This is a genomic window from Pseudoxanthomonas koreensis (assembly GCF_041890415.1).
In the GTDB taxonomy this organism is placed as follows: Bacteria; Pseudomonadota; Gammaproteobacteria; order Xanthomonadales; family Xanthomonadaceae; genus Pseudoxanthomonas; species Pseudoxanthomonas koreensis_A.
Genome location: NZ_CP169056.1, coordinates 1,766,353 through 1,785,236, shown reverse-complemented (window position 1 = coordinate 1,785,236; position 18,884 = coordinate 1,766,353). Strand labels below are relative to the sequence as shown.

21 protein-coding genes and 1 tRNA gene are annotated in these 18,884 nt (G+C 70.7%); 8 read left to right on the top strand and 14 right to left on the bottom strand.

Translation table 11 applies throughout. The features are described from left to right. The first annotated feature begins 5 nt into the window (after nt 1-5). The 4 genes from ACEJ41_RS08170 (at nt 6) to ACEJ41_RS08155 (ending at nt 3,555) form a co-directional block, all read left to right on the top strand. Nucleotides 6-1,562, top strand: a complete 1,557-nt coding sequence (locus tag ACEJ41_RS08170; RefSeq protein WP_374011798.1) for a poly(R)-hydroxyalkanoic acid synthase subunit PhaE — start codon at nt 6-8, stop codon at nt 1,560-1,562. Next, on the top strand, nt 1,559-2,629 hold the full coding sequence (locus ACEJ41_RS08165) for a class III poly(R)-hydroxyalkanoic acid synthase subunit PhaC (RefSeq protein WP_374011797.1): 1,071 nt from the start codon (nt 1,559-1,561) through the stop codon (nt 2,627-2,629). Before ACEJ41_RS08170 ends, ACEJ41_RS08165 begins: the two co-directional genes overlap by 4 nt. A 118-nt stretch (nt 2,630-2,747) precedes the next feature. After that, nucleotides 2,748-3,185: a hypothetical protein gene (locus tag ACEJ41_RS08160; protein ID WP_374014098.1), complete on the top strand. Its 438-nt coding sequence runs from the start codon at nt 2,748-2,750 to the stop codon at nt 3,183-3,185. 133 nt (nt 3,186-3,318) lie between these two features. Further along, a complete protein-coding gene (locus ACEJ41_RS08155) occupies nt 3,319-3,555 on the top strand; it encodes a hypothetical protein (RefSeq protein WP_374011796.1) in 237 nt (78 codons plus the stop codon). Between the two features lie 171 nt (nt 3,556-3,726). Here ACEJ41_RS08155 and ACEJ41_RS08150 read toward each other — a convergent pair. The 11 genes from ACEJ41_RS08150 to ccmA form a co-directional block, all read right to left on the bottom strand. Beyond that, a tRNA-Leu gene (locus tag ACEJ41_RS08150) sits at nt 3,727-3,812 on the bottom strand. A 63-nt stretch (nt 3,813-3,875) separates the two neighbouring features. Beyond that, nucleotides 3,876-5,030, bottom strand: a complete 1,155-nt coding sequence (locus ACEJ41_RS08145) for a homoserine O-acetyltransferase (protein WP_374011795.1) — start codon at nt 5,028-5,030, stop codon at nt 3,876-3,878. Nucleotides 5,031-5,105: 75 nt separating this feature from the next. Beyond that, nucleotides 5,106-6,134, bottom strand: a complete 1,029-nt coding sequence (locus ACEJ41_RS08140) for a tetratricopeptide repeat protein (protein WP_374011794.1) — start codon at nt 6,132-6,134, stop codon at nt 5,106-5,108. After that, entirely contained in the window at nt 6,128-6,628 is a 501-nt protein-coding gene (locus tag ACEJ41_RS08135; RefSeq protein WP_374011793.1) for a cytochrome c-type biogenesis protein, read from the bottom strand. Before ACEJ41_RS08135 ends, ACEJ41_RS08140 begins: the two co-directional genes overlap by 7 nt. Continuing rightward, nucleotides 6,625-7,215, bottom strand: coding sequence for a DsbE family thiol:disulfide interchange protein (locus ACEJ41_RS08130; protein ID WP_374011792.1), 591 nt, complete (start codon nt 7,213-7,215; stop codon nt 6,625-6,627). The genes ACEJ41_RS08135 and ACEJ41_RS08130 overlap by 4 nt, the downstream gene beginning before the upstream one ends. Next, nucleotides 7,212-9,134, bottom strand: coding sequence for a heme lyase CcmF/NrfE family subunit (locus tag ACEJ41_RS08125; protein WP_374011791.1), 1,923 nt, complete (start codon nt 9,132-9,134; stop codon nt 7,212-7,214). The genes ACEJ41_RS08130 and ACEJ41_RS08125 overlap by 4 nt, the downstream gene beginning before the upstream one ends. 36 nt (nt 9,135-9,170) lie before the next feature. Continuing rightward, the gene (ccmE, locus tag ACEJ41_RS08120; RefSeq protein WP_374011790.1) at nt 9,171-9,635 is read right to left on the bottom strand and encodes a cytochrome c maturation protein CcmE; all 465 of its coding nucleotides are present in this window, start codon (nt 9,633-9,635) and stop codon (nt 9,171-9,173) included. After that, nucleotides 9,632-9,808, bottom strand: a complete 177-nt coding sequence (gene ccmD, locus ACEJ41_RS08115; protein WP_374011789.1) for a heme exporter protein CcmD — start codon at nt 9,806-9,808, stop codon at nt 9,632-9,634. Before ccmD ends, ccmE begins: the two co-directional genes overlap by 4 nt. Next, nucleotides 9,805-10,554: a heme ABC transporter permease gene (locus ACEJ41_RS08110; protein WP_374011788.1), complete on the bottom strand. Its 750-nt coding sequence runs from the start codon at nt 10,552-10,554 to the stop codon at nt 9,805-9,807. Before ACEJ41_RS08110 ends, ccmD begins: the two co-directional genes overlap by 4 nt. A 351-nt stretch (nt 10,555-10,905) precedes the next feature. Beyond that, the gene (gene ccmB, locus ACEJ41_RS08105) at nt 10,906-11,595 is read right to left on the bottom strand and encodes a heme exporter protein CcmB (protein ID WP_374011787.1); all 690 of its coding nucleotides are present in this window, start codon (nt 11,593-11,595) and stop codon (nt 10,906-10,908) included. Nucleotides 11,596-11,632: 37 nt separating this feature from the next. Next, a complete protein-coding gene (gene ccmA, locus ACEJ41_RS08100; protein ID WP_374011786.1) occupies nt 11,633-12,274 on the bottom strand; it encodes a heme ABC exporter ATP-binding protein CcmA in 642 nt (213 codons plus the stop codon). Between the two features lie 85 nt (nt 12,275-12,359). On the opposite strand from ccmA, the gene ACEJ41_RS08095 reads away from it, so the two are divergent. From ACEJ41_RS08095 to ACEJ41_RS08080, 4 genes are all read left to right on the top strand, one after another. After that, nucleotides 12,360-13,517, top strand: coding sequence for a pyridoxal phosphate-dependent aminotransferase (locus ACEJ41_RS08095; RefSeq protein WP_374011785.1), 1,158 nt, complete (start codon nt 12,360-12,362; stop codon nt 13,515-13,517). Between the two features lie 5 nt (nt 13,518-13,522). Next, nucleotides 13,523-14,326 (top strand): amidohydrolase, encoded by an 804-nt coding sequence (locus ACEJ41_RS08090; RefSeq protein ID WP_374014097.1) that lies wholly within the window; start codon nt 13,523-13,525, stop codon nt 14,324-14,326. Between the two features lie 14 nt (nt 14,327-14,340). Next, a complete protein-coding gene (gene trxC / locus ACEJ41_RS08085; RefSeq protein ID WP_374011784.1) occupies nt 14,341-14,787 on the top strand; it encodes a thioredoxin TrxC in 447 nt (148 codons plus the stop codon). 93 nt (nt 14,788-14,880) lie between these two features. Beyond that, the gene (locus ACEJ41_RS08080) at nt 14,881-15,327 is read left to right on the top strand and encodes a hypothetical protein (RefSeq protein WP_374011783.1); all 447 of its coding nucleotides are present in this window, start codon (nt 14,881-14,883) and stop codon (nt 15,325-15,327) included. Nucleotides 15,328-15,343: 16 nt separating this feature from the next. Here the strand turns inward: ACEJ41_RS08080 and ACEJ41_RS08075 are convergent, their stop codons facing one another. The 3 genes from ACEJ41_RS08075 to scpB are packed head-to-tail and all read right to left on the bottom strand — an operon-like array spanning nt 15,344 to nt 18,877. Beyond that, nucleotides 15,344-16,438 (bottom strand): NAD(P)/FAD-dependent oxidoreductase, encoded by a 1,095-nt coding sequence (locus ACEJ41_RS08075; protein WP_374011782.1) that lies wholly within the window; start codon nt 16,436-16,438, stop codon nt 15,344-15,346. 20 nt (nt 16,439-16,458) lie between these two features. Next, nucleotides 16,459-17,973: a pseudouridine synthase gene (locus ACEJ41_RS08070; RefSeq protein WP_374011781.1), complete on the bottom strand. Its 1,515-nt coding sequence runs from the start codon at nt 17,971-17,973 to the stop codon at nt 16,459-16,461. Beyond that, nucleotides 17,966-18,877, bottom strand: coding sequence for an SMC-Scp complex subunit ScpB (gene scpB, locus ACEJ41_RS08065; RefSeq protein WP_374011780.1), 912 nt, complete (start codon nt 18,875-18,877; stop codon nt 17,966-17,968). Before scpB ends, ACEJ41_RS08070 begins: the two co-directional genes overlap by 8 nt. Nucleotides 18,878-18,884 lie beyond the last annotated feature (7 nt).

The window sequence follows — 18,884 nt, the reverse complement described above, 5'->3', positions numbered from 1 at the left end:
GATTCATGGCCAACGCACCGTTCTCACCGTTCCAGGGCGAATTCGACTCGCTGGCGCGGCAGTACTGGAACACCTGGAACGAACTCCTGGGCCGCTCCGCGGCGCCGACCGGCTGGAGCGCGCTGGCGGGAAGCCTGCCGCCGGGCATGGCGCGCATGGACCCGGGCAATTTCGACTGGTTCTCGCGGATCCAGCAACTGGCCGGCCAGTTCGGCAATGGCGGCAGCACCAATGCGGCCGACATCGCCCGCGCCTGGCGCGAGATGCTCGGCGGCGACGCCGCTCCGTTCGCCGGCGCCCTGCACGGGATGCACGGCGGATTGGCCGGCGGTGCCTGGCTGGAACAGGTGCGTCCGCTGCTGGACATGCTGCTGCGTCCGCTGCGCCAGCAACAGGCCGATTGGCTGCAGCGCCCGACGTTCGGCCCGGCGCGCGAGCACCAGGAGCGCCTGCAGGCACTGGCCCTGGTGTGGCAGGAATGGGAGCAGCGCAACGAAGAATTCAACCGCCTGCTGACCAGGGCCGGGCAGGACGCCTTCGAGCGCTTCGAGCGCCTGCTGGCCGAACACGATGCGCCGGGCAAGCGGCTGCAGTCGGCGCGCGCGCTGTTCGACCTGTGGATCGATGCGGCCGAGGAGGCATGGGCCGGCATCGCGATGTCCGAGGAGTACCGCCACGCCTACGGGGAAATGACCAACGCGCTGATGCGCCTGCGCATGGGCCTGCAGCGCGAGGTGGAACAGTTCGGCACGTTGCTGGGCCTGCCCGGGCGCGCCGAGGTCGACGCATTGCATCGCAAGGTTGCCGACCTGGACCGTGCGTTGCACGCCGCGCGGCGCGGCGCGGCCGCGCCGGGGCGGACGAGCGGGCAGGCACGCGCAGCGTCGCCCGCTGCAGTGGGCGGTGAAGCTGACGAGGCTGCCGTGGCGCCGGTCGCGCGCGCGCGTCGCAAGCCGGCATCGCGCAAGCCGGTGCCGCGCAAGTCCGCCCGCGTGGCAGTCGAGCGCGTCACCGCGCCGGTGAAACAGGCGGCCAGGAAGCCGGCGGCGGCCAAGCTGGCCGAGGCGAAGCCGGCAGTCGAGAAGACGGCTGCGAAGAAGACGGCTGCGAAGAAGACGGCACGGAACACGGCGCCGAAGAAGGCAACGCCGAAGGCGGCTGCAAAGAAGGCAACCGCAAAGAAGACGAACGCGACGACCGCGAAGAAGGCGGGCGCGAAGAAGACGACCGTGGCGAGCGCAAGGAAGGCGACCGCAAGGAAGCCGACCGCAAGGAAGCCGACTGCAACGAAGGCACCAATGAAAAAGGTCACGGCCCGGCGCGCCCCGTCCACGGGTACCGGCCGCGGTGCATCGACCCCTGCAACGGCGAGCAAGGCTGCTCCCGGCGGCAAGCGCACAGCCGTGCCCGCCGCGCCGGCGGTTGCCGCCGCCGAGCGTGATGCCGCGCCGGCCCGGGCAGGCGCCAGGCAAGGCCAGGTCGTCTCGATGAAGGACTGGGTCAGCCGCAACCTGCCGCCCGCGCCGCCGCGCGCCGGCAAGCGTGGAGGAGGCAGTAAATGAGCACCGGCCCGCTGCAGTTCGATCCGATGGAGCTGGCCCGGGAAGCCTGGACCTTCCAGCAGCGCCTGTTTGCAGGCGTGCACGTGCTGGGCCAGGTCGAGGACGTGGACTACGGTGCCACCCGGCGCGAGGAAGTGTGGCGCGACGGCAAGACCGTGCTGTATCGCTTCGTCGGCGACAAGCCCGCGTCCGGCCCGCCGCTGCTGATCGCCTACGCCCTGGTCAACCGCCCGTACATGGTGGATCTGCAGGCCGACCGTTCGCTGGTGCGTGGCCTGCTGGCACTTGGCCTGGACGTGTACGTGATCGACTGGGGCTACCCGGACCGCTCCGACCGCTACCTCACCCTGGACGATTACATCAACCGCTACATCGATGGTGCGGTCGAACACCTCGTCCAGGCCAGTGGCGGCCCGGTGAACCTGCTGGGCGTGTGCCAGGGCGGCGCGTTCTCGCTGTGCTATGCGGCGCTGCATCGGGACAAGGTGCGCAACCTGATCACCATGGTCACGCCCGTGGACTTCCAGACGCCGGACAACATGCTGTCCAGCTGGGTGCGCGAGCTGGACGTGGACCTGTTCGTCGATGCGCTGGGCAATGTGCCGGCCGACCTGATGAACGCCAGCTACCTGATGCTCAAGCCGTTCCGGCTGAACCTGCAGAAGTACGTGGGCCTGGTCGATTCGCTTGACGACCCGAAGGCCGTCGAGGATTTCCTGCGCATGGAGAAGTGGATCTTCGATTCGCCCGACCAGGCCGGCGAAGCGTTCCGCGACTTCATCAAGCAGTTCTACCAGGGCAACGCCTTCGTCGCGGGCAACGCCCGGATCGGCGCGCACGAGGTCGACCTGGGCTTCGTCGACATGCCGGTGCTCAACATCTTTGCCGAACATGACCACCTGGTGCCGCCGGATTCCTCGCGCGCGCTGGCCGGCCTGGTGGGCAGCGACGACTACACCGAGCTGGGCTTCCGTGGCGGGCATATCGGCATCTATGTGTCCAGCCGCGCCCAGCGCGAGGTGCCGGCGGCGATCCACCGCTGGCTGGCCACGCGCGGCGGCACCTGAGCCGCGTGATCGGGTCCATCGCCTCGGCTGCTTTTCCCGACGTCCTCGTGGACCTGCTGCCGTGGCTGTTGATCCCCAACGCGCCGGACTGAGTACACGCCGCGCGCGCGCGTGGCGGCTGCTGCGCCCGGCAGCCTTCGCGCTGGGCGTGGCGTGGGCCGCGCCATGGACGCTGTGCGGGGTACTGGCGGGGGTGGCGGCAATGCCATTCGGTGTGCGTGCACGCTTCAGCCGGCGTGATTGCGCCCTGGTCTTCACCCGCTGGCCCTGGGGCCCGGGCGGCGCCATGACCCTGGGCAACGTGGTGCTGTGCAGTGGTCACGGGCTGGACGTGGACTGCAGCACCTACGAGCACCGCGCCGGCCGCTGCACCCACCCGCCGGTGCGCCTTGGCGACCACGAGCGCGCCCACGTCTACCAGTACATGCTGCTCGGGCCGCTGTTCGTGCCCCTGTACTTCCTGTGCGGCGGCATCACGGTGCGCAACCGCTTCGAGCGCGCGGCCGACCGCTATGCCCTGCACGGGCGCGGCTGGTGGCCGTGGCCGGCGCCCTGATGGCAGCGCGTACCGCCGCGGAAGCCTGACTGAAATATCCGCCCGCTAACCTCTGCTGTACGGGATTCTCACACTTGCCCGTGCACACTTCCTGCATCGACCGAAGGCAATACAGAACAGAGGAAACGGCCGAATGTCCATTGTCCTATATGTGGGTGGCAGCAAGGATGGCACCCGTGATTTCCTGCCGCAGGGATTCACCAAGACCATGCGCGAAACCGTCGAGCACGGGCGCGAGATCTATGTCGAGCGCACGCTGCGCCTGGCACGCTACGGCACCGTGCGGGTCATGGCACTGGAAAACCTGTGCGAAGACCTGCTCGAGAACCGCGCGGCAGGGCACTACGCCGCGGCCGCCTCGGCCGCCTGATTTCGTCTGGGCCCGGGCCGCCTGAACGTGCGGCGACGTTGCGTGCGGCTGCCTTCCAGCATCTGCCAGGTCGCTCCTGCAACGGCGCCCCATGCGTCGCGGCACCGCACCCGGGGTTGGGGCGAAAACCAGAAAAAACGCCCCTGGGTGTCCAGGGGCGCTTCTTGAAGATGGTGCCGAAGGAGAGACTCGAACTCTCACGATGTTGCCACCGGCGGATTTTGAATCCGCTGCGTCTACCATTCCGCCACTTCGGCAAGGGCGGGGCAGTATAACGGGCGCGGGCTCCGACGAGGAGCGTTCCGGCAGGCCGGCGCGGCTCAGAGGCGGCCCAGGAAGTTGCGCACCGCCGGGCCGAAGCGGGCGATGTCCACCAGGAAGGCGTCGTGGCCCTGCGGGGATTCCATGCCGATGAACTCGGCCTGGGCGCCGCCCAGGGCCAGCCCCTGGGCGATCTCTTCCTGCTGCTCGACCGGGAACAGGATGTCGGTGCGGGCGCCGATGGCCAGCGCCCGTTCCACGCGGATCCGGGCCAGCCCGGCGCGGACGTCGCCGCCGCCATGCTCGGCCACGTCGAACCAGTCCATGGAGCGGCTCATGTACAGGTAGCAGTTCGGGTCGAAGTGGCGCACGAAGCGGCGGGCGTGGCCCTCGAGGTAGCTTTCGACCTGGAATTCCGGGCTGAAGGGATCGTCGTCGTCGCTGAACGGGCTGGTCCCGTCCAGGCGCACGCGGCCGAAGCGGCCATCCCATTCAAACGCCGAGCGGTAGGTGATCACGCCCAGCTTGCGCGCAATGCGCATGCCCGATTCGGGGTAGTTGGAGTCGTCGTACTGGCCGTTGTTCCAGTGCGGGTCCAGGCGGATGGCCTCGCGCTGCAGCGAGCGCACCGCGATGGAGAAGGGCAGGGCGCGGGCGCTGCCGGAGATGTTGATGTGGGTGCGGGCCAGACCCGGGTGCCGCAGCAGCAGCGCCAGCGCGGTCATCCCGCCCATCGAGTTGCCGATCACGCAGGCCAGGCGCTCGATGCCCAGGCCGCGCACCACCACGTCGGCGGCCGCATCGGCCACGTCCTCGATCGAAAGCTCGGGAAAATCCAGCCCGTACACGCGGCCGCTGGCCGGGTCGATCGAGGCCGGGCCGGTGGACCCCTTGCAACTGCCCAGGGCGTTGACGCAGACCACGAACCAGCGGTCGCTGTCGATCGCCTTGCCCGGGCCGAGCATCGCTTCCCACCAGCCGGGGGTGGGGTCGTCCGCGTTCGACGCCGCATGCGCGTTGGGCGACAGGCCGGTGACGATGAGGATGGCGTTGTCGCGGGCGGGTGCCAGCGTGCCCCAGGTCTCGTAGGCAATCCGCGCGCCATGCAGCACGCCGCCGCGTTTCATCGCGAACGGCGAGGCCAGGGCATGGAAACGGCTGCCAGGCGGGGACAGCTCGCCGGGGGCGATGGGAAAGGGGGCGGCCGGGGACATAGGGGCCGAAGTTTAACGGCTCCGGCCGCGTGGTTCGCAGGGGTATCGCAGGAAACTGATTTCCGCGCAGCGCTGCTATGGCTGCTGGCCGCCGATCAGCAGGTGCACCGGGCCGCTGGCGGGCAGGCTCACGCGGACTGCAGGCGACTCCAGGTCGGCGGCATCGCGCTCGGCGCTGCCGCCGGTGGAGATGCGCGCGAATACCTCCACTTCCTGCAGCATCGACAGGGTCTGGGTCGGCATCGGGCTGTCGCCGTCGTCCAGCACCACGTCCAGCGGCAGCGCAGCCACAGTGTGCCGCTCCACCGCGACTGGCATCGGCGGGCCATCGGGCACGCGTGCGATCACGAACACCACCGCATCGCCGCGCAGGCGGGCACGGGCGGCGAACTCCGGGTCCAGCGCCACGTTGACCGTGAGCGCGTGCGGCGCGTCGACCGGTGCGGCAGCGGACTCGGGCAGCGCTGGCAGCCCGGCCTCGGCACGCGCCTGGTCGATCTGGACACGCAGGCTGCGTGCGGTATCGGCATCCACGCTGCCCAGCAGCGAGGCCCAGGTCGCGGCTGCTTCGGCCGGCTGCCGCGACTGCCGCTGCCACACACCCAGGAACCAGGTCGCACGCGAGTGGCCCGGATGCAGTTCCAGCGCCTTGCGCAGCCAGGCCACCGCCTGTTCGTCGAAGCGGCGCTGCGGGTCGGCCAGCGCACGTGCCTCGGCTGCGTCCACCAGCAGCGCGGGTTGGTCCGGGGCCAGTTGCACTGCGCGCGCATAGGCATCGCGCGCGGCGGCGTGGTCACCCAGTGCGGCCTGCGAACGGCCCAGCAGGGCCCAGCCCTCCGGTTGCGCCGGATTGCGCTGCAATTCCCCGGCCAGTTGGACGACGGCCTGTTCCAGGGTTTGCGGTGCGGCCAGCGCGGCCTCCTGCAGTGCCGCCGGTGTTCCCACCAGCCGGTACAGCGCCAGCACCGCCAGGCCCAGGGCCAGGGTGCTGGCCAGCAGCGGCCCGCGCGGGCGTCGCCACAGCGGCCACAGCACCCAGCCCAGCACGCCGAGGGTAAGCGCGGTGGCCAGTGCGGCGAAGATGGCGGTGGTCGTGTTCACCACTCCTGTTCCCCTTCGCTGGCCGCGCCGGTGCCTGCATTGTCGTGCGCCGCCCCGGCCGCACGCCGGCGCACGATGCGCCAGACCACCGCGGCACCGACCAGCAGCACGCCGGCCGGGCCGAACCACAGCAGCAGGGTGTGCCGTTCCAGCAATGGCCGGTACAGCACGAACTCGCCGTAGCGGTCCACCAGGAACTGCTTGATCTGCGCGTCGCTGCGGCCCTGGCGCATCAGTTCCAGCACTTCGCGGCGCATGTCCTGGGCGATCTGCGCATGGGAGTCGGCCAGGGACTGGTTCTGGCACAGCACGCAGCGCAGCTCGGCGGCGAGCGCGCGGAAGCGGGTTTCCTCGGCCGCGTCGTTGAACTGCAGCGGCGCCGGATTGCCCGCCGGCTGGGCCTGGGCGGTGAAGCACAGCGCAAGCAGCGCCAGCGCCAGCCATGCCCTTGCCGGAGCCAGCAGGCCGGTGGCAACGGGGAGCACACTCGCGCTCATCGCGCCTGCTCCACCTGTTCCAGCGCCGGCAGCAGCCGTTCCTGGACCACCTGCTCGGTCAGCGGGCCGGTGTGCTTCCAGCGCACGATGCCGCTGCCGTCCACCAGGAAGGTTTCCGGTGCGCCGGCCACGCCCCAGTCCAGGGCATAACGGCCTTCCTTGTCGGCCAGCACCACGAAAAACGGATTGCCGTAGCGCTCCAGCCAGCGCAGTGCGTCTTCCGGCTCGTCCTTCCAGTTGTAGCCGACCACGCGCACGCGCTTGGTCTGGGCGAATGCGGTCAGGACCGGGTGCTCCACGCGGCACTCCACGCACCAGCTTCCCCACACGTTGAGCACGTAGGGCGCGCCGCGCAGCTGGGCCGCGCCCACCTCCACCGAAGGGTAGTGCAGCAGCGGCAACACGAAGTCCGGCGCAGGCTTGCCGATCAAGGCCGAGGGCAGCACGTCGCGGTCGGCATCGCCCGAGCGGACCACGCCGTACAGCATCAGGCCGACCAGGCCGGCAAAGAACAGCGCGCCCATCGCCACGGCGATCGCGGGCAGGCCCTGCGGCTTGCGCGGCGCCTGGTGGTGCGGATCGGTCATGCGGGTTTCTCCTGCGGCGGGCGACGGAAGCGGCGGTCGGCGGCGGTGATCAGGCCGCCCAGTGCCATCAGCAGCGCGCCGGCCCAGATCCAGCGCACGAAGCGCTTGATGTGGACCGCCACCGCCCATGCGCCGTCGCCCAGCGGCTCACCCATGGCGACATAGACGTCGCCGGTCAGGCCAGGGAGGATGCCGGCCTCGGTCATCACCTGGCCGCCGCTGGCATAGGCACGCTTCTCGGGATGCAGCAGCGCCAGCTCGCGGCCGTGGCGCAATACCTGCACGTGGCCGCGGTCGGCCAGGTAGTTCGGGCCCTGTTGCTGGTCCACGCCCTGGAACACGAATTCGTACTGGCCCAGCTGGACCGACTGGCCAGCCTTGAGCGCCACTTCGTGGTCCAGGCTTTGCGCACCTTCAAGCAGTACGCCGACCACGAATACCGCCACGCCCAGGTGGGCCAGCGTCATGCCCCACATCTCCGCGGTGAGCCGCCCGCTGTTGCGCAGGCGCTTCCATGCGAAATACAGCGTGCCGCCGGCAACCCAGGCCGCACCAGCCACGCCCAGCGCGCTTTTCCACTTGCCCTGCGGCGCCAGGAACCACGCCAGCACGCCCAGCGCAGTGGCCAGGCCCAGCCACGGCAGCAGCAGTGCCATCACCTTCGATGGCTGGTCGCGCTGCCAGCGCACCAGCGGGCCGAACGGCACCAGTGCCACCAGCGGCACCATCAACACGAAGAACAGCAGCCCGAAGTAGGGCGGGCCTACCGAGATCTTGCCCAGGCCCAGCGCGTCGGCCAGCAACGGATACAGGGTGCCCAGCAGGACCATGGCGCAGGCGCTGGCCAGCAACAGGTTGTTGAGCAGCAACAGGGTCTCGCGCGAGGCCGGCTGGAACCCGGCGCCGGGTTCCAGCCGCCCGGCGCGGCGCACGTAGAGCAGCAGCGAGGCGCCCACCGCCGCCGCCAGGAACACCAGGATGAACATGCCCCGCGAGGGGTCGGCGGCGAAGGCGTGCACGCTGGTCAGCACCCCGGAGCGGACCAGGAAGGTGCCCAGCAGCGACAGCGAGAACGTGGCGATCGCCAGCAGCAGGGTCCAGCCGGCGAAGCTGCCCCGCTTCTCGGTCACCGCCTGCGAGTGGATCAGCGCGGCGCCAACCAGCCATGGCATGAAGATGGCGTTCTCCACCGGGTCCCAGAACCACCAGCCGCCCCAGCCCAGTTCGTAGTACGCCCACCAGCTGCCCAGGCCGATGCCCAGGGTGAGGAATGCCCAGGCCACGTTGGTCCACGGCCGTGTCCAGCGCAGCCAGCGCGCATCGATGCGCCCTTCCAGCAGCGCGGCCATGGCGAAGGCGAACGGCACCGAGAAGCCGACGTAGCCCACATACAGCAATGGCGGGTGGAAGATCAGCCCCGGGTCCTGCAGCAGCGGGTTGAGGTCGCGGCCTTCCAGTGGCGCCGGCAGCAGCCGTGCGAACGGATTGGAGGTGAAGACCATGAAGGCGATGATCCCCACCGCGACCAGCCCCAGCACTCCGAGTACGCGCGCCACCACCACCTGCGGCAGCGCACGCGACAGCAGTGCCACCGCTGCGCTCCACAGCGCAAGCACCAGCGCCCACAGCAGCAGCGAGCCCTCGTGCGCACCCCACACCGCCGAATAGCGGTAGATCACCGGCAGCAGGGTGTTGGAGTTGTCGGCCACGTACTTGACCGAGAAGTCCTGGACCACGAATGCCCAGGTCAGCAAGGCGAAGGCCCCGGACATCAGCAGCAGTTGCGCGTAGGCAGCAGGGCGCGCAACCGCCATCCACGCCGCGTTGCCGCGCTGCGCGCCAGCCAGCGGCAGCACGCTTTGCAGCAGGGAAACCAGGAATGCCAGTGCCAGCAGCACCTGGCCAAGTTCAGGCAGCACAGGCGGCTCCTCGGCGGAAGTACCCGGGACGCGCCATCACTGCGGCGCCCCGCTGGCCGGCACCTGCACGTCGTGCTTCTGGTGGGCCATGCCCATCTTGTCGGCCACTTCCTTGGGCATGTAGGTCTCGTCGTGCTTGGCCAGCACGTTCTCGGCGACGAAGGTGCCGCCGTCCATGCGCCCGGTGGCGACCACCGCCTGGCCCTCGCGGAACAGGTCCGGGAGGATGCCGGTATAGACCACCGGCAACTGCGCATCGCCGTCGGTAACCCGGAAGTGCGATTCCAGCGAGCCGCTGGTGCGGCGGAACGACTCCTTCTCGACCATGCCGCCCAGGCGGAAGCGGGCGTGGTCGCCGGCGTCGCCGCGCAGCACTTCGACCGGCGTATAGAGGTAGGCCACGTTGCGTTGCAGGGCCATGGCCACCAAGGCGGTGACCAGGCCCGAGGCCAGCACCAGCACGGCGACCAGCAGCAGGCGGCGGCGGCGGATCGGATTCATCGGCTCAACTCCACGGCCCGTTCCGCATCATCGGCCGGCCGGCGTTCGCGGCGTGCGCGCAGCAGCGCGGCCCGCAGTTCGCGCCGCACCTGCAGGCGCGGCGCCAGGAAATCCCACAGCACCACCAGCACGAATACCGCGTAGGCACCGATCACGTAGGGCAGGTAACTCATGCGCGCTCCTCGGCGACCCGGCGCACCCAGTCCTTGCCGGACTCGCGCGCCAGGTTGTCGGCGCGGGCGCGGGCCAGCAGCGAGCCGGCAAACCAGAACTTGGTGCCGACCACCATCCACCACAGCGGCGCGATCATGCTCGGGTCCATGCTCGATTGCCCGAACACGCGGATGGTCTGGCCCTGGTGCAGCGAATCCCACCACTCCACCGAGTAGCGGATCACCGGCAACAGGGCCACGCCCACGATCGCCAGCAGGCCGGCGGCGCGGGCCGAGGCGCGGCGGTCGTCGCCGGCGTGGTACAGGCCGATCACGCCCAGGTACAGGAACAGCAGGATCAGTTCGGTGGTCAGGCGCGGGTCCCAGTCCCACCAGGTGCCCCACATCGGCTTGCCCCAGATCGAACCGGTGGCCAGGGTGATCACGGTGAAGGCCGCGCCGATGGGCGCGCAGGCCATGGCCAGGATCTCGCACAGCTTGATCCGCCACACCAGGGCGATGGCCGCATACAGCGCCATCAGCGCATAGACGAACATGCTCATCCACGCCGCCGGCACGTGCAGGTACAGGATCCGCGCGCTGTCGCCCTGCTGGTAGTCGGCCGGCACCACGAACAGCGCCTGCCACAGCCCCACCGCCATCACCAGCACCGCGGCCAGCCAGCACCAGGGCGCCCAGCGGGCGGCGAAGCGGTCGAAGTACGGGGGCGAGCCGAGCAGGTGGAACCAGCGGATCACCGGGTGCATGGGGGAGGTCACATTGCTCACTGGATGGCGCCGGCCTGCCGTGGCGGCACCGGACAGGCTCGAATTGCGCGTGGTCCGGGGCATTTTTCCAGACTCCGCCGTCCGGGCCAAGCCACGTGCGAAGGACAAAGTGTCCACCCCGCGGGGCCAGCCGGGCGGTTGCCGGCCGTATCGGCATGCCGGCCGGTGCCGGACCAGGCCGGGTCCGGGCGGAGCACATCAACAGTGGCCTGCATGGGTGAACCCTGGTGCGAGGGAGTGCCCATCCTCGCCGATCTCCGCAAACGGTGCGTTATCCGTGGCGGGGCCGGACGGGGCCGCATCCGCGCGCCACCACGGGTGGCCGCCCGCTCAGCCCTGCGCAATCCGGATCGCGGCCGCTGCCGCCAGCGGTGCCAGCACCAGCGAGGCCACCAGCAGCGCGGCCATCAGCAGCAGCGCGCCGGCCGGGTCCAGGCCCTGCGCGCTGGCGGCCACGCTGCCAGCGCCGAACACCAGCACCGGCACGTACAGCGGAAGCGCCAGCAACGCCACCAGGATGCCGGAGCGGCGCAGCCCCACCGTGAGCGCGGCCACCACCGCGCCCAGCAGGCTCAGCACCGGCGTGCCCAGCAGCAGGGTCAGCATCAGCATCGGCAGCCGCGCATGCGGCAGGTACAGGAATTCACCCAGCACCGGCACCACGATCAGCAGCGGCACCGTGGTGGTCAGCCAGTGGCCGAACACGCGCACCGCCACCAGCCAGGCCAGCGGCACCGGCGCCAGCAGCCACTGCTCCAGCGAGCCATCCTCGACATCGCCGCGGAACAGGCTGTCCAGCGACAGCAGCCCGGCCAGCAGCACCGCCACCCAGATCGCATAAGGAGCAACGAAATCCCGCAGCAACTGGCGGCCTCCGCCCAGGGCCAGGGCGAACGCCACCACCACCAGTACCGCGAACAGTGCCGGTTGCAGCGCATCGCCGCGCCGGCGCCAGACCAGGCGCAGGTCGCGCACGAGCAGGGCACGGCCTGCCTGCAGCAGCGAGGGCGTGGCGCTCATGGCACGCCCCGCCGCGCAGGCGCATGCGCCACCGGGTTCATGCGTCGCGCTCCGTCAGCTCCAGCATGCGCGTGCGCACCGGTGGCGCGGCATAGGCGCCATGGGTGGTGACCAGGGCCGCGCCGCCATCGCGCAGCTGTGCCGAGATCATGCGGTTGACCAGGTTGATGCCGTCCAGGTCGAGGTTGGCGTAGGGCTCGTCCAGCAGCCACAGCGGCGCCGGCGACAGCCACATCCGGGCCAGGGCCACGCGCTTGCGCTGTCCGGCCGACAGCTGCCGCGCCGGTGCATCCTCATAACCGGCCATGCCCACCGCGGCCAGCGCGCTGGAGGTTTCCTGTCCCGGCCGGCGGCCCTGCAGGCCGCACAGGAACTCGAGGTTCTCCAGCACCGACAGCTCGCCCTTGAGTGCCGGCAGGTGGCCAAGGTAGGCGATGGCGAGCGCGCGCAGCGACGCTTCGGCAGGCCGCCCCTGGACCAGGATCTGGCCCGCGTCGGCGCGCAGCAACCCGGCAAGCACGCGCAGCAGGGTGGTCTTGCCCGATCCGTTGCCGCCCTGGACCAGCAGCGCCTCGCCGGCATCCACCACAAAATCCAGCGGGCCGAACACCGGCGCCTCGTTGCGGGCGAACGCCAGGCCTCGGGCGGCCAGAAGCGGGGCGGAAGCGGGGGCGGTCATCGGCGCGCATTGTAGCGGTCGGCCCGCACCCTCGTGGGCATTGCGTACACTCGCCGTTCTCCATTCCACCCGCCGCCACGCCGTGATGCCGCCGCAGATCCCGCCAACCAAATTGCCCCGCGTGGGCACCACCATCTTCACCGTGATGTCGCAGCTGGCCGCCGAGCACGGCGCGGTGAACCTGGGCCAGGGCTTCCCCGACTTCCCGGTGCCGCAGCCGCTGGCGGACGCGCTGGACGCGGCCATGCGCGAGGGCCACAACCAGTACGCACCGATGACCGGCGCCGCCGTGCTGCGCGAGGCCATCGCCGCCAAGGCGCTGCGCTGCTACGACGCCACCGTCGACCCGGATACGGAGGTCACGGTGACCAGCGGTGCCACCGAGGCGATCTTCAACGCCATCCACGCGGTGGTGCGCCCGGACGAGGAAGTGATCGTGCTGGACCCGGCCTATGACTGCTACGAGCCGGCGATCGACCTGGCCGGCGCGCGCGCGGTGCACGTGCCGCTGGACCCGGCCACCTTCGCGGTGGACTGGGATCGGGTGCGTGCGGCGATCACTCCGCGCACCCGGTTGCTGATGATCAACAGCCCGCACAACCCCTCCGGCGCCATGCTGGATGCCGACGACATGCGCACGCTGTGCACGCTGCTGGAGGGCACCGACATCCTGCTGCTGTCCGACGAGGTGTACGAGCACATCGTGTTCGACGGCGCCCGCCACGAATCGGTGCTGCGCTGGCCGCAGCTGCGCGAGCGCGCGTTCGTGGTGTCCAGTTTCGGCAAGACCTACCACTGCACCGGCTGGAAGGTGGGTTACGCGATCGCACCGCCGGCACTGGGCGTGGAGTTCCGCAAGGTCCACCAGTACAACGTGTTCTGCACCTTCGCCCCGGCCCAGCACGCATTCGCGGCGATGATCCGCGAGCAGCCGCAGCACGACCAGGAACTGGGCGCGTTCTACCAGGCCAAGCGCGACCGTTTCCGCGCGCAGTTGCAGGGCACCCGGCTGCGGCCGCTGCCGGTGCCCGGCGGCTATTTCCAGCTGGTGGACTATTCGGCCATCAGCGACCTGCCGGACCACGCGTTTGCGCGCTGGCTCACGGTGGAGAAGGGAGTGGCGGCGATCCCGCTGTCGCCGTTCTACGCCAGCCCGCCAGCGGACCAGCGCCTGGTGCGGCTGTGTTTTGCCAAGAACGCATCCACCCTGGATGCGGCGATCGAGAGGCTTGAGAGGCTGTGACCGCGATCCCGACCAACGATCTGCGCATTTCCCTGGTCCAGGGCGACACCCGCTGGCACGACCCTGCCGCCAACCGCGAGCATTACGCAGCGCTGCTGGCGCCGCTGGGCGGCGCGACCGACCTGGTGGTGCTGCCGGAGACGTTCACCAGCGGCTTCTCCAACGAGGCCATCCACAAGGCCGAGGACATGGACGGCCCCACCGTCGCGTGGATCCGCGACCAGGCGCGCGCGCTGCAGGCGGCGGTGACCGGCAGCGTGCAGCTGCGTACCGGCGATGGCGTGTTCAACCGGCTGCTGTGGGCCACCCCGGACGGCAGCGTGCAGCACTACGACAAGCGCCATCTGTTCCGCTATGCCGGCGAGCACACGCGCTATGCCGCCGGCCGCGAGCGGCTGACCGTGGAATGGAGGGGCTGGCGGATCAATCCGCAGGTCTGCTACGACCTGCGCTTTCCGGTGTTCTGCCGCAACCGCCACGACGTCGAACGCCCCGGCGGCCTGGATTTCGACCTGCAGCTGTTTGTCGCCAACTGGCCGGCGCCGCGTGCGCACGCCTGGCGCACGCTGCTGCGCGCGCGCGCGATCGAGAACCTGTGCTACGTGGCCGCGGTCAACCGGGTCGGCACCGATGGCAACGGCCTGGCCTACGACGGCGACAGCGCGGTGGTGGATTTCCTCGGCCACGCGCAACTGGAACTGCGCGGCAGCGAGCAGGTGGCGACCAGTACGATTTCGGCCGCCGCGCTGGCCGCGCACCGGGAGAAGTTCCCGGCGATGCTGGATGCCGACGCCTTCCAGTTGCGCTGACCGGGGACGCATCCATGGCCACCGATCCACTCCAGCTTGCCTGCCCACGCTGCAATGCGCTCAACCGCGTCCCCGCGGCACGCATCGGCGATGGGCCGGTATGCGGCCGCTGCCGCGCCAGGCTGTTTGCGGGCGAGCCGTTCGCGCTGGACGGCACCGGCTTCGATGCGCACGCGCAGCGTTCGGACCTGCCGCTGCTGGTCGATTTCTGGGCGCCGTGGTGTGCGCCGTGCCTGTCCATGGCGCCGGCTTACGCGCAGGCGGCCGTGCTGCTCGAGCCGCGGGTGCGCCTGGCCAAGGTCGATACCCAGGCCGAGCCCGCGCTGGGCACCCGCTTCGACATCCGCAGCATTCCCACCCTGGCGCTGTTCCTGCACGGGCGCGAGCTGGCGCGCCAGTCCGGGGCGATGCCGCTGCACGGGATCATGCAATGGGCCGGCCAGCACCTGCCGCCTGGCTGAACCGTCGGCGGACGTGATCGCCGGCGATGACGCGGCGGCCACGCGGGGCTGCTATATGCTCGGCGCACCCACCGGATCGCCATGGAGGTCGCCATGTCCCAGCTCTCCCGCCTGCTGCCGTGCGCCGCACTGTGCGGCCTGCTCGCCCTGGCCCCGGCGCCCGATGCGCGCGCGGCCGACCTGGACTGTGAATTGAGCTTCACGATGTCCGGCTGGTCGGCCTTCTACAAGACCGTCAAGGGCACCGGCGTGGTCCGTTGCAACAACGGTTCCAGCCTGCCGGTGCGGATCAGCGCCAAGGGTGGCGGCCTGACCTTCGGCAAGTCGAAGATCGAGGACGGCCAGGGCGAATTTTCAGGCGTGGCCAACATCCGCGAAACCCTGGGCACCTATGCGGCGGCCGAAGCGCATGCCGGCGCGGTCAAGTCGAGCAAGGCCCAGGTGGTCACCAAGGGTGATGTCTCATTGGCCCTTGCCGGTACCGGCAAGGGTTGGGACCTGGGCGTGGCCTTCGGCAACTTCGTGATCGAACCGCGCTGACGCCGTTGCGGCACGCTTACCCGCGCACGCCGCGGCGGTGGAAGTACACCTGCTCGGCGGCCCAGCGCAATGGTGCCGAGTGCAGCAGCAGGTCGAACGGCCAGTCCATCTGCAGCCGGTCGAACGCCCAGCGCAGCATCCGCTTGCTGCGGAAGCGCGGTGCGGCGGTGCGGGCGACGATGTCGGGTGCGGGGCCGCGGCCGTGCAGGTGCGCCGCGGCGGCCGCGCCAATCGCCCAGCCATGCGCCCACGCCGAATGGATGCCGCCTGCGGTCACCGGCGAGACGATCCCGGCTGCATCGCCGGTGAGGATGGCGCCCGCGCGCGACAGCGGCCGCACCGGCCCGCCGCAGGGGATCAGCCCGGCCCGGATCGTGTCCGCGCGCAGGCCAGGCGGCATGCCGACGCGGGCGCCGACGTGGGCGAGGAATCCATCGATATCCGGCACCCGGGCGTTGGCCGGGTCATGGCGCAGCGCCAGTCCGGCCTGCACCCCGGTCGGGTTCTGCGCCACCCAGCCGATGTAGCCGGGTGCGAAGCGGCGGCTGACGAAGCAGTGCAGGGCGTCGGGTTCGGGCAGGGTCAGGCCGGCGTACTCGTGCTCGATGCCGTAGAGGAAATCGCCGACGCGGCCAAGGCCGGTGCGTTCGGCCACCCGTGAACGCGCGCCATCGGCGCCGACCAGCCAGCGCACCCGTCCGACCCCCGGGACCTCCCAGCCGTCGGACACGCGCTGTGCCGAGGTAAACGACGTGCCCAGGCGCAACTGGGCGCCATGGCGCGGGATCTGCGCCGCCAGCCAGCGCATCAGCGCCGGGGTGTCGGTGGTCAGGAAGTAATAGCCCGGCGCGGCCAGGGCGATGTCGCGCAACGCCGGCGAGTACAGCCGCACGCGTTCGACCCGGCGCAGGCATTCGGGTGGCGCCTGGCCGAGCAGCGTTTCCTCGGCCGCTTCGCGCACCACGATGCCGGTGGTGTGCAGGCGTTCGCCGGGGTCATGCTTGCGCTCGAGCACGCACACCCGCAGCCCGGCGTCGGCCGCGGCGATCGCGCAGGCAGCGCCGCCGAAACTGGCGCCGACGACCAGCAGGTCGAAATCATGTGCAGCCATGGATGCCGCGCGGCGCGGACTCAGCCCTGGCCGCGCGGGCCGCGATTGCCGCCGCGTGGCGCACCCCCGCCAGGACGCCCGCCCGGGCGCGCGTTGCCGCGCGGGCCCTGGCCCTGGTTCGGCCGTTGACCCTGGCCCGGGCCACGGGCGCGGCCCGGCGCACCCTGTCCACCCGGAGTGGCATGGTCGGACGGGAAGTGCGGGGCGCTGCCTGGATGCCCGTACGGCCGCGCGTTCTTGCGTGCACCCGCGCCCTGGCCGCCGGACTTGCCACTGCCGCCGGGCTTGCCGCCGCCGGGCCGGCCACCGCCAGGCTTGCCGCCGCGCGGCTTGTCGCCCGGTCCGGCGTTGCGATGGCCGCTGGGGCCGGTGCTTACCCCGTCGGGCACGTACCAGGATCGGAATGCGGCCGGGTTGCCATCCGGCAGCGGCTTGGGACCCTTCTGCTTGCGCTGCTTGAACGGCTTCTGCATCTGCTGGGCCGCGGCCTCGCCGGTGACGGTCAGCCCGCCCGGCTTCTTGCCACCGCGGCCGCCGCGACGATCCTCGCGCACATGATCGAAGCGGCGCAGTTCGCGCCCCTCGTCGGCGGTGTTGTGGCCATTGACGTAGGCCTGGCTGCGGCTGCCATCGCGGCCGACCTGCACCGTGGACTTGGCCGCGCGGCGCTGCCCGATCACCGGCTGCAAGGTCAGGGTGGAATCGGCGCCATCCTCCAGCGCGAGCTTCTTGCGCTCCGCTTCCACCTGCGCGGGCGCAAGCTCCTGCGAATGGCCACGCAGCAGTTCGCGCGGCAGGCTCACGCCGCCGTAGCGCACGCGCTTGAGCCGGCTGACCTGGCAGCCCTGCGACTCCCACAGGCGGCGCACTTCGCGGTTGCGGCCTTCCTTGACCACCACCTTGAACCAGTCGTGTGAGTCGGTGCCGCCGATGCGCTCGACCTGGTCGAACTTTGCCGGCCCGTCCTCCAGTGCCACCCCGCGGGCGAGGCGGTCGACCAGGCTGTCGCTCACCGACTCCTGGCCTTCCGGCGCACGCACCCGCACGACGTATTCGCGCTCGACCTCGAACGACGGATGCATCATCGCGTTGGCGATTTCGCCGTCGGTGGTCAGCAGCAGCAGGCCGCTGGTGTTGATGTCCAGCCGGCCGATGGCGATCCAGCGCGCGCCCTTGAGCCGCGGCAGTGCATCGAAGATGGTGGGGCGGCCTTCCGGATCCTCGCGCGTGGTCACCTCGCCCTCGGGCTTGTTGTAGATCAGCATGCGCGGCGGCTCGGTCAGCGCCGAGGCGACGAAGGCCTTGCCGTCCAGCTCGACCCGGTCGCCGCTGCGGATGCTCTGGCCGACCCGGGCGACTTCGCCATTGACCTTGACCAGGCCATCGGCGATGCGCTGCTCCAGCGCGCGGCGCGAGCCCAGGCCGGCCTGGGCCAGGACCTTGTGCAGGCGTTCTTCGGGGCGGGCGGTGCTGGCGGCTTCATCGCGCTTGAGCGAGAGCTTGCCGAGGGGTTTGCGGGGTGTGGAATCAGTCATCGGTCCTGCTCCGGTCGCCGTTGTCGCCGGCGGCCTGGGTGGTGGGAATGCCGGAGGCGTCATCGGCCTGCGGCTGGAGGTGCGTGGCGGCCGGGTCGGCGGCGCCGGAAATTGCATGGCTGTGCGCGACGTGGCCGTCGTCGTCGGCAACGCTTGCTGCAGCGCTGTGGTCGGCGTGTGCGTCGGCGGCATCACCTGCGTCGGGGTGCTGGTCCGGCGCCTCGGCGTCATCGGTGTCATCGGTGTCCGTGCCCGTGTCGGCGTCGGCGTCGGCGTCGGACTTCGCATCGGCATCGGCATCGACCGGCGTCGCGGGCCCCAGCCCGGCCGGCGTGGGTGCGGTGTCCGGGTCCAGCGGCAGTTGCGGGTCCAGCTCGCCGATGTCCTTCAGTTCCGACAATGGTGGCAGCTCGTCCAGGCGCTTGAGGCCGAAATAGTCCAGGAACGTCTTGGTGGTGCCGTACAGCGCCGGCTTCCCGGGGACGTCGCGGTGGCCGACCACGCGGATCCACTCGCGCTCTTCCAGCGCCTGGATGATGTTGGTGCTCACCGCCACCCCGCGGACCTGTTCGATCTCGCCGCGCGTGACCGGCTGGCGGTAGGCGATCAGGGCCAGCGTTTCCAGGGTCGCGCGGGTGTAGCGGGTCTTGCGCTCGGTCCACAGCCGCGCCACCCAGGCGTGCACGTCGGCCTTGACCTGGTAACGGAAGCCGGACGCGACCTCGACCAGCTCCACGCCGCGTTCGGCGCAGTCCTGGGCAAGCCGTTCCAGCGCCGCTTCCACGCTGCCGGGCGGGGCGGGTTGCTCCTCCGGAAACAGCGCGTGCAGTTGCGCCAGGGTCAGCGGCTGGTTGGCCGCCAGCAGGGCGGCCTCGACGATGCGGTTGATCAGCGCCTGGTCCATGGATCTC

Coding starts and splice junctions, on each gene's coding strand:
- ACEJ41_RS08095 (WP_374011785.1), top strand. CDS start 12,360: ATGCCGCCGCAGATCCCGCCAACCAAATTGCCCCGCGTGGGCACCACC.
- ccmB (WP_374011787.1), bottom strand. CDS start 11,595: ATGAGCGCCACGCCCTCGCTGCTGCAGGCAGGCCGTGCCCTGCTCGTG.
- ACEJ41_RS08075 (WP_374011782.1), bottom strand. CDS start 16,438: ATGGCTGCACATGATTTCGACCTGCTGGTCGTCGGCGCCAGTTTCGGC.
- ccmE (WP_374011790.1), bottom strand. CDS start 9,635: ATGAATCCGATCCGCCGCCGCCGCCTGCTGCTGGTCGCCGTGCTGGTG.
- scpB (WP_374011780.1), bottom strand. CDS start 18,877: ATGGACCAGGCGCTGATCAACCGCATCGTCGAGGCCGCCCTGCTGGCG.
- ccmA (WP_374011786.1), bottom strand. CDS start 12,274: ATGACCGCCCCCGCTTCCGCCCCGCTTCTGGCCGCCCGAGGCCTGGCG.
- ACEJ41_RS08145 (WP_374011795.1), bottom strand. CDS start 5,030: ATGTCCCCGGCCGCCCCCTTTCCCATCGCCCCCGGCGAGCTGTCCCCG.
- ccmD (WP_374011789.1), bottom strand. CDS start 9,808: ATGAGTTACCTGCCCTACGTGATCGGTGCCTACGCGGTATTCGTGCTG.
- ACEJ41_RS08130 (WP_374011792.1), bottom strand. CDS start 7,215: ATGACCGATCCGCACCACCAGGCGCCGCGCAAGCCGCAGGGCCTGCCC.
- ACEJ41_RS08155 (WP_374011796.1), top strand. CDS start 3,319: ATGTCCATTGTCCTATATGTGGGTGGCAGCAAGGATGGCACCCGTGAT.
- ACEJ41_RS08135 (WP_374011793.1), bottom strand. CDS start 6,628: ATGAGCGCGAGTGTGCTCCCCGTTGCCACCGGCCTGCTGGCTCCGGCA.
- ACEJ41_RS08170 (WP_374011798.1), top strand. CDS start 6: ATGGCCAACGCACCGTTCTCACCGTTCCAGGGCGAATTCGACTCGCTG.
- ACEJ41_RS08165 (WP_374011797.1), top strand. CDS start 1,559: ATGAGCACCGGCCCGCTGCAGTTCGATCCGATGGAGCTGGCCCGGGAA.
- ACEJ41_RS08110 (WP_374011788.1), bottom strand. CDS start 10,554: ATGCACCCGGTGATCCGCTGGTTCCACCTGCTCGGCTCGCCCCCGTAC.
- ACEJ41_RS08080 (WP_374011783.1), top strand. CDS start 14,881: ATGTCCCAGCTCTCCCGCCTGCTGCCGTGCGCCGCACTGTGCGGCCTG.
- ACEJ41_RS08070 (WP_374011781.1), bottom strand. CDS start 17,973: ATGACTGATTCCACACCCCGCAAACCCCTCGGCAAGCTCTCGCTCAAG.
- trxC (WP_374011784.1), top strand. CDS start 14,341: ATGGCCACCGATCCACTCCAGCTTGCCTGCCCACGCTGCAATGCGCTC.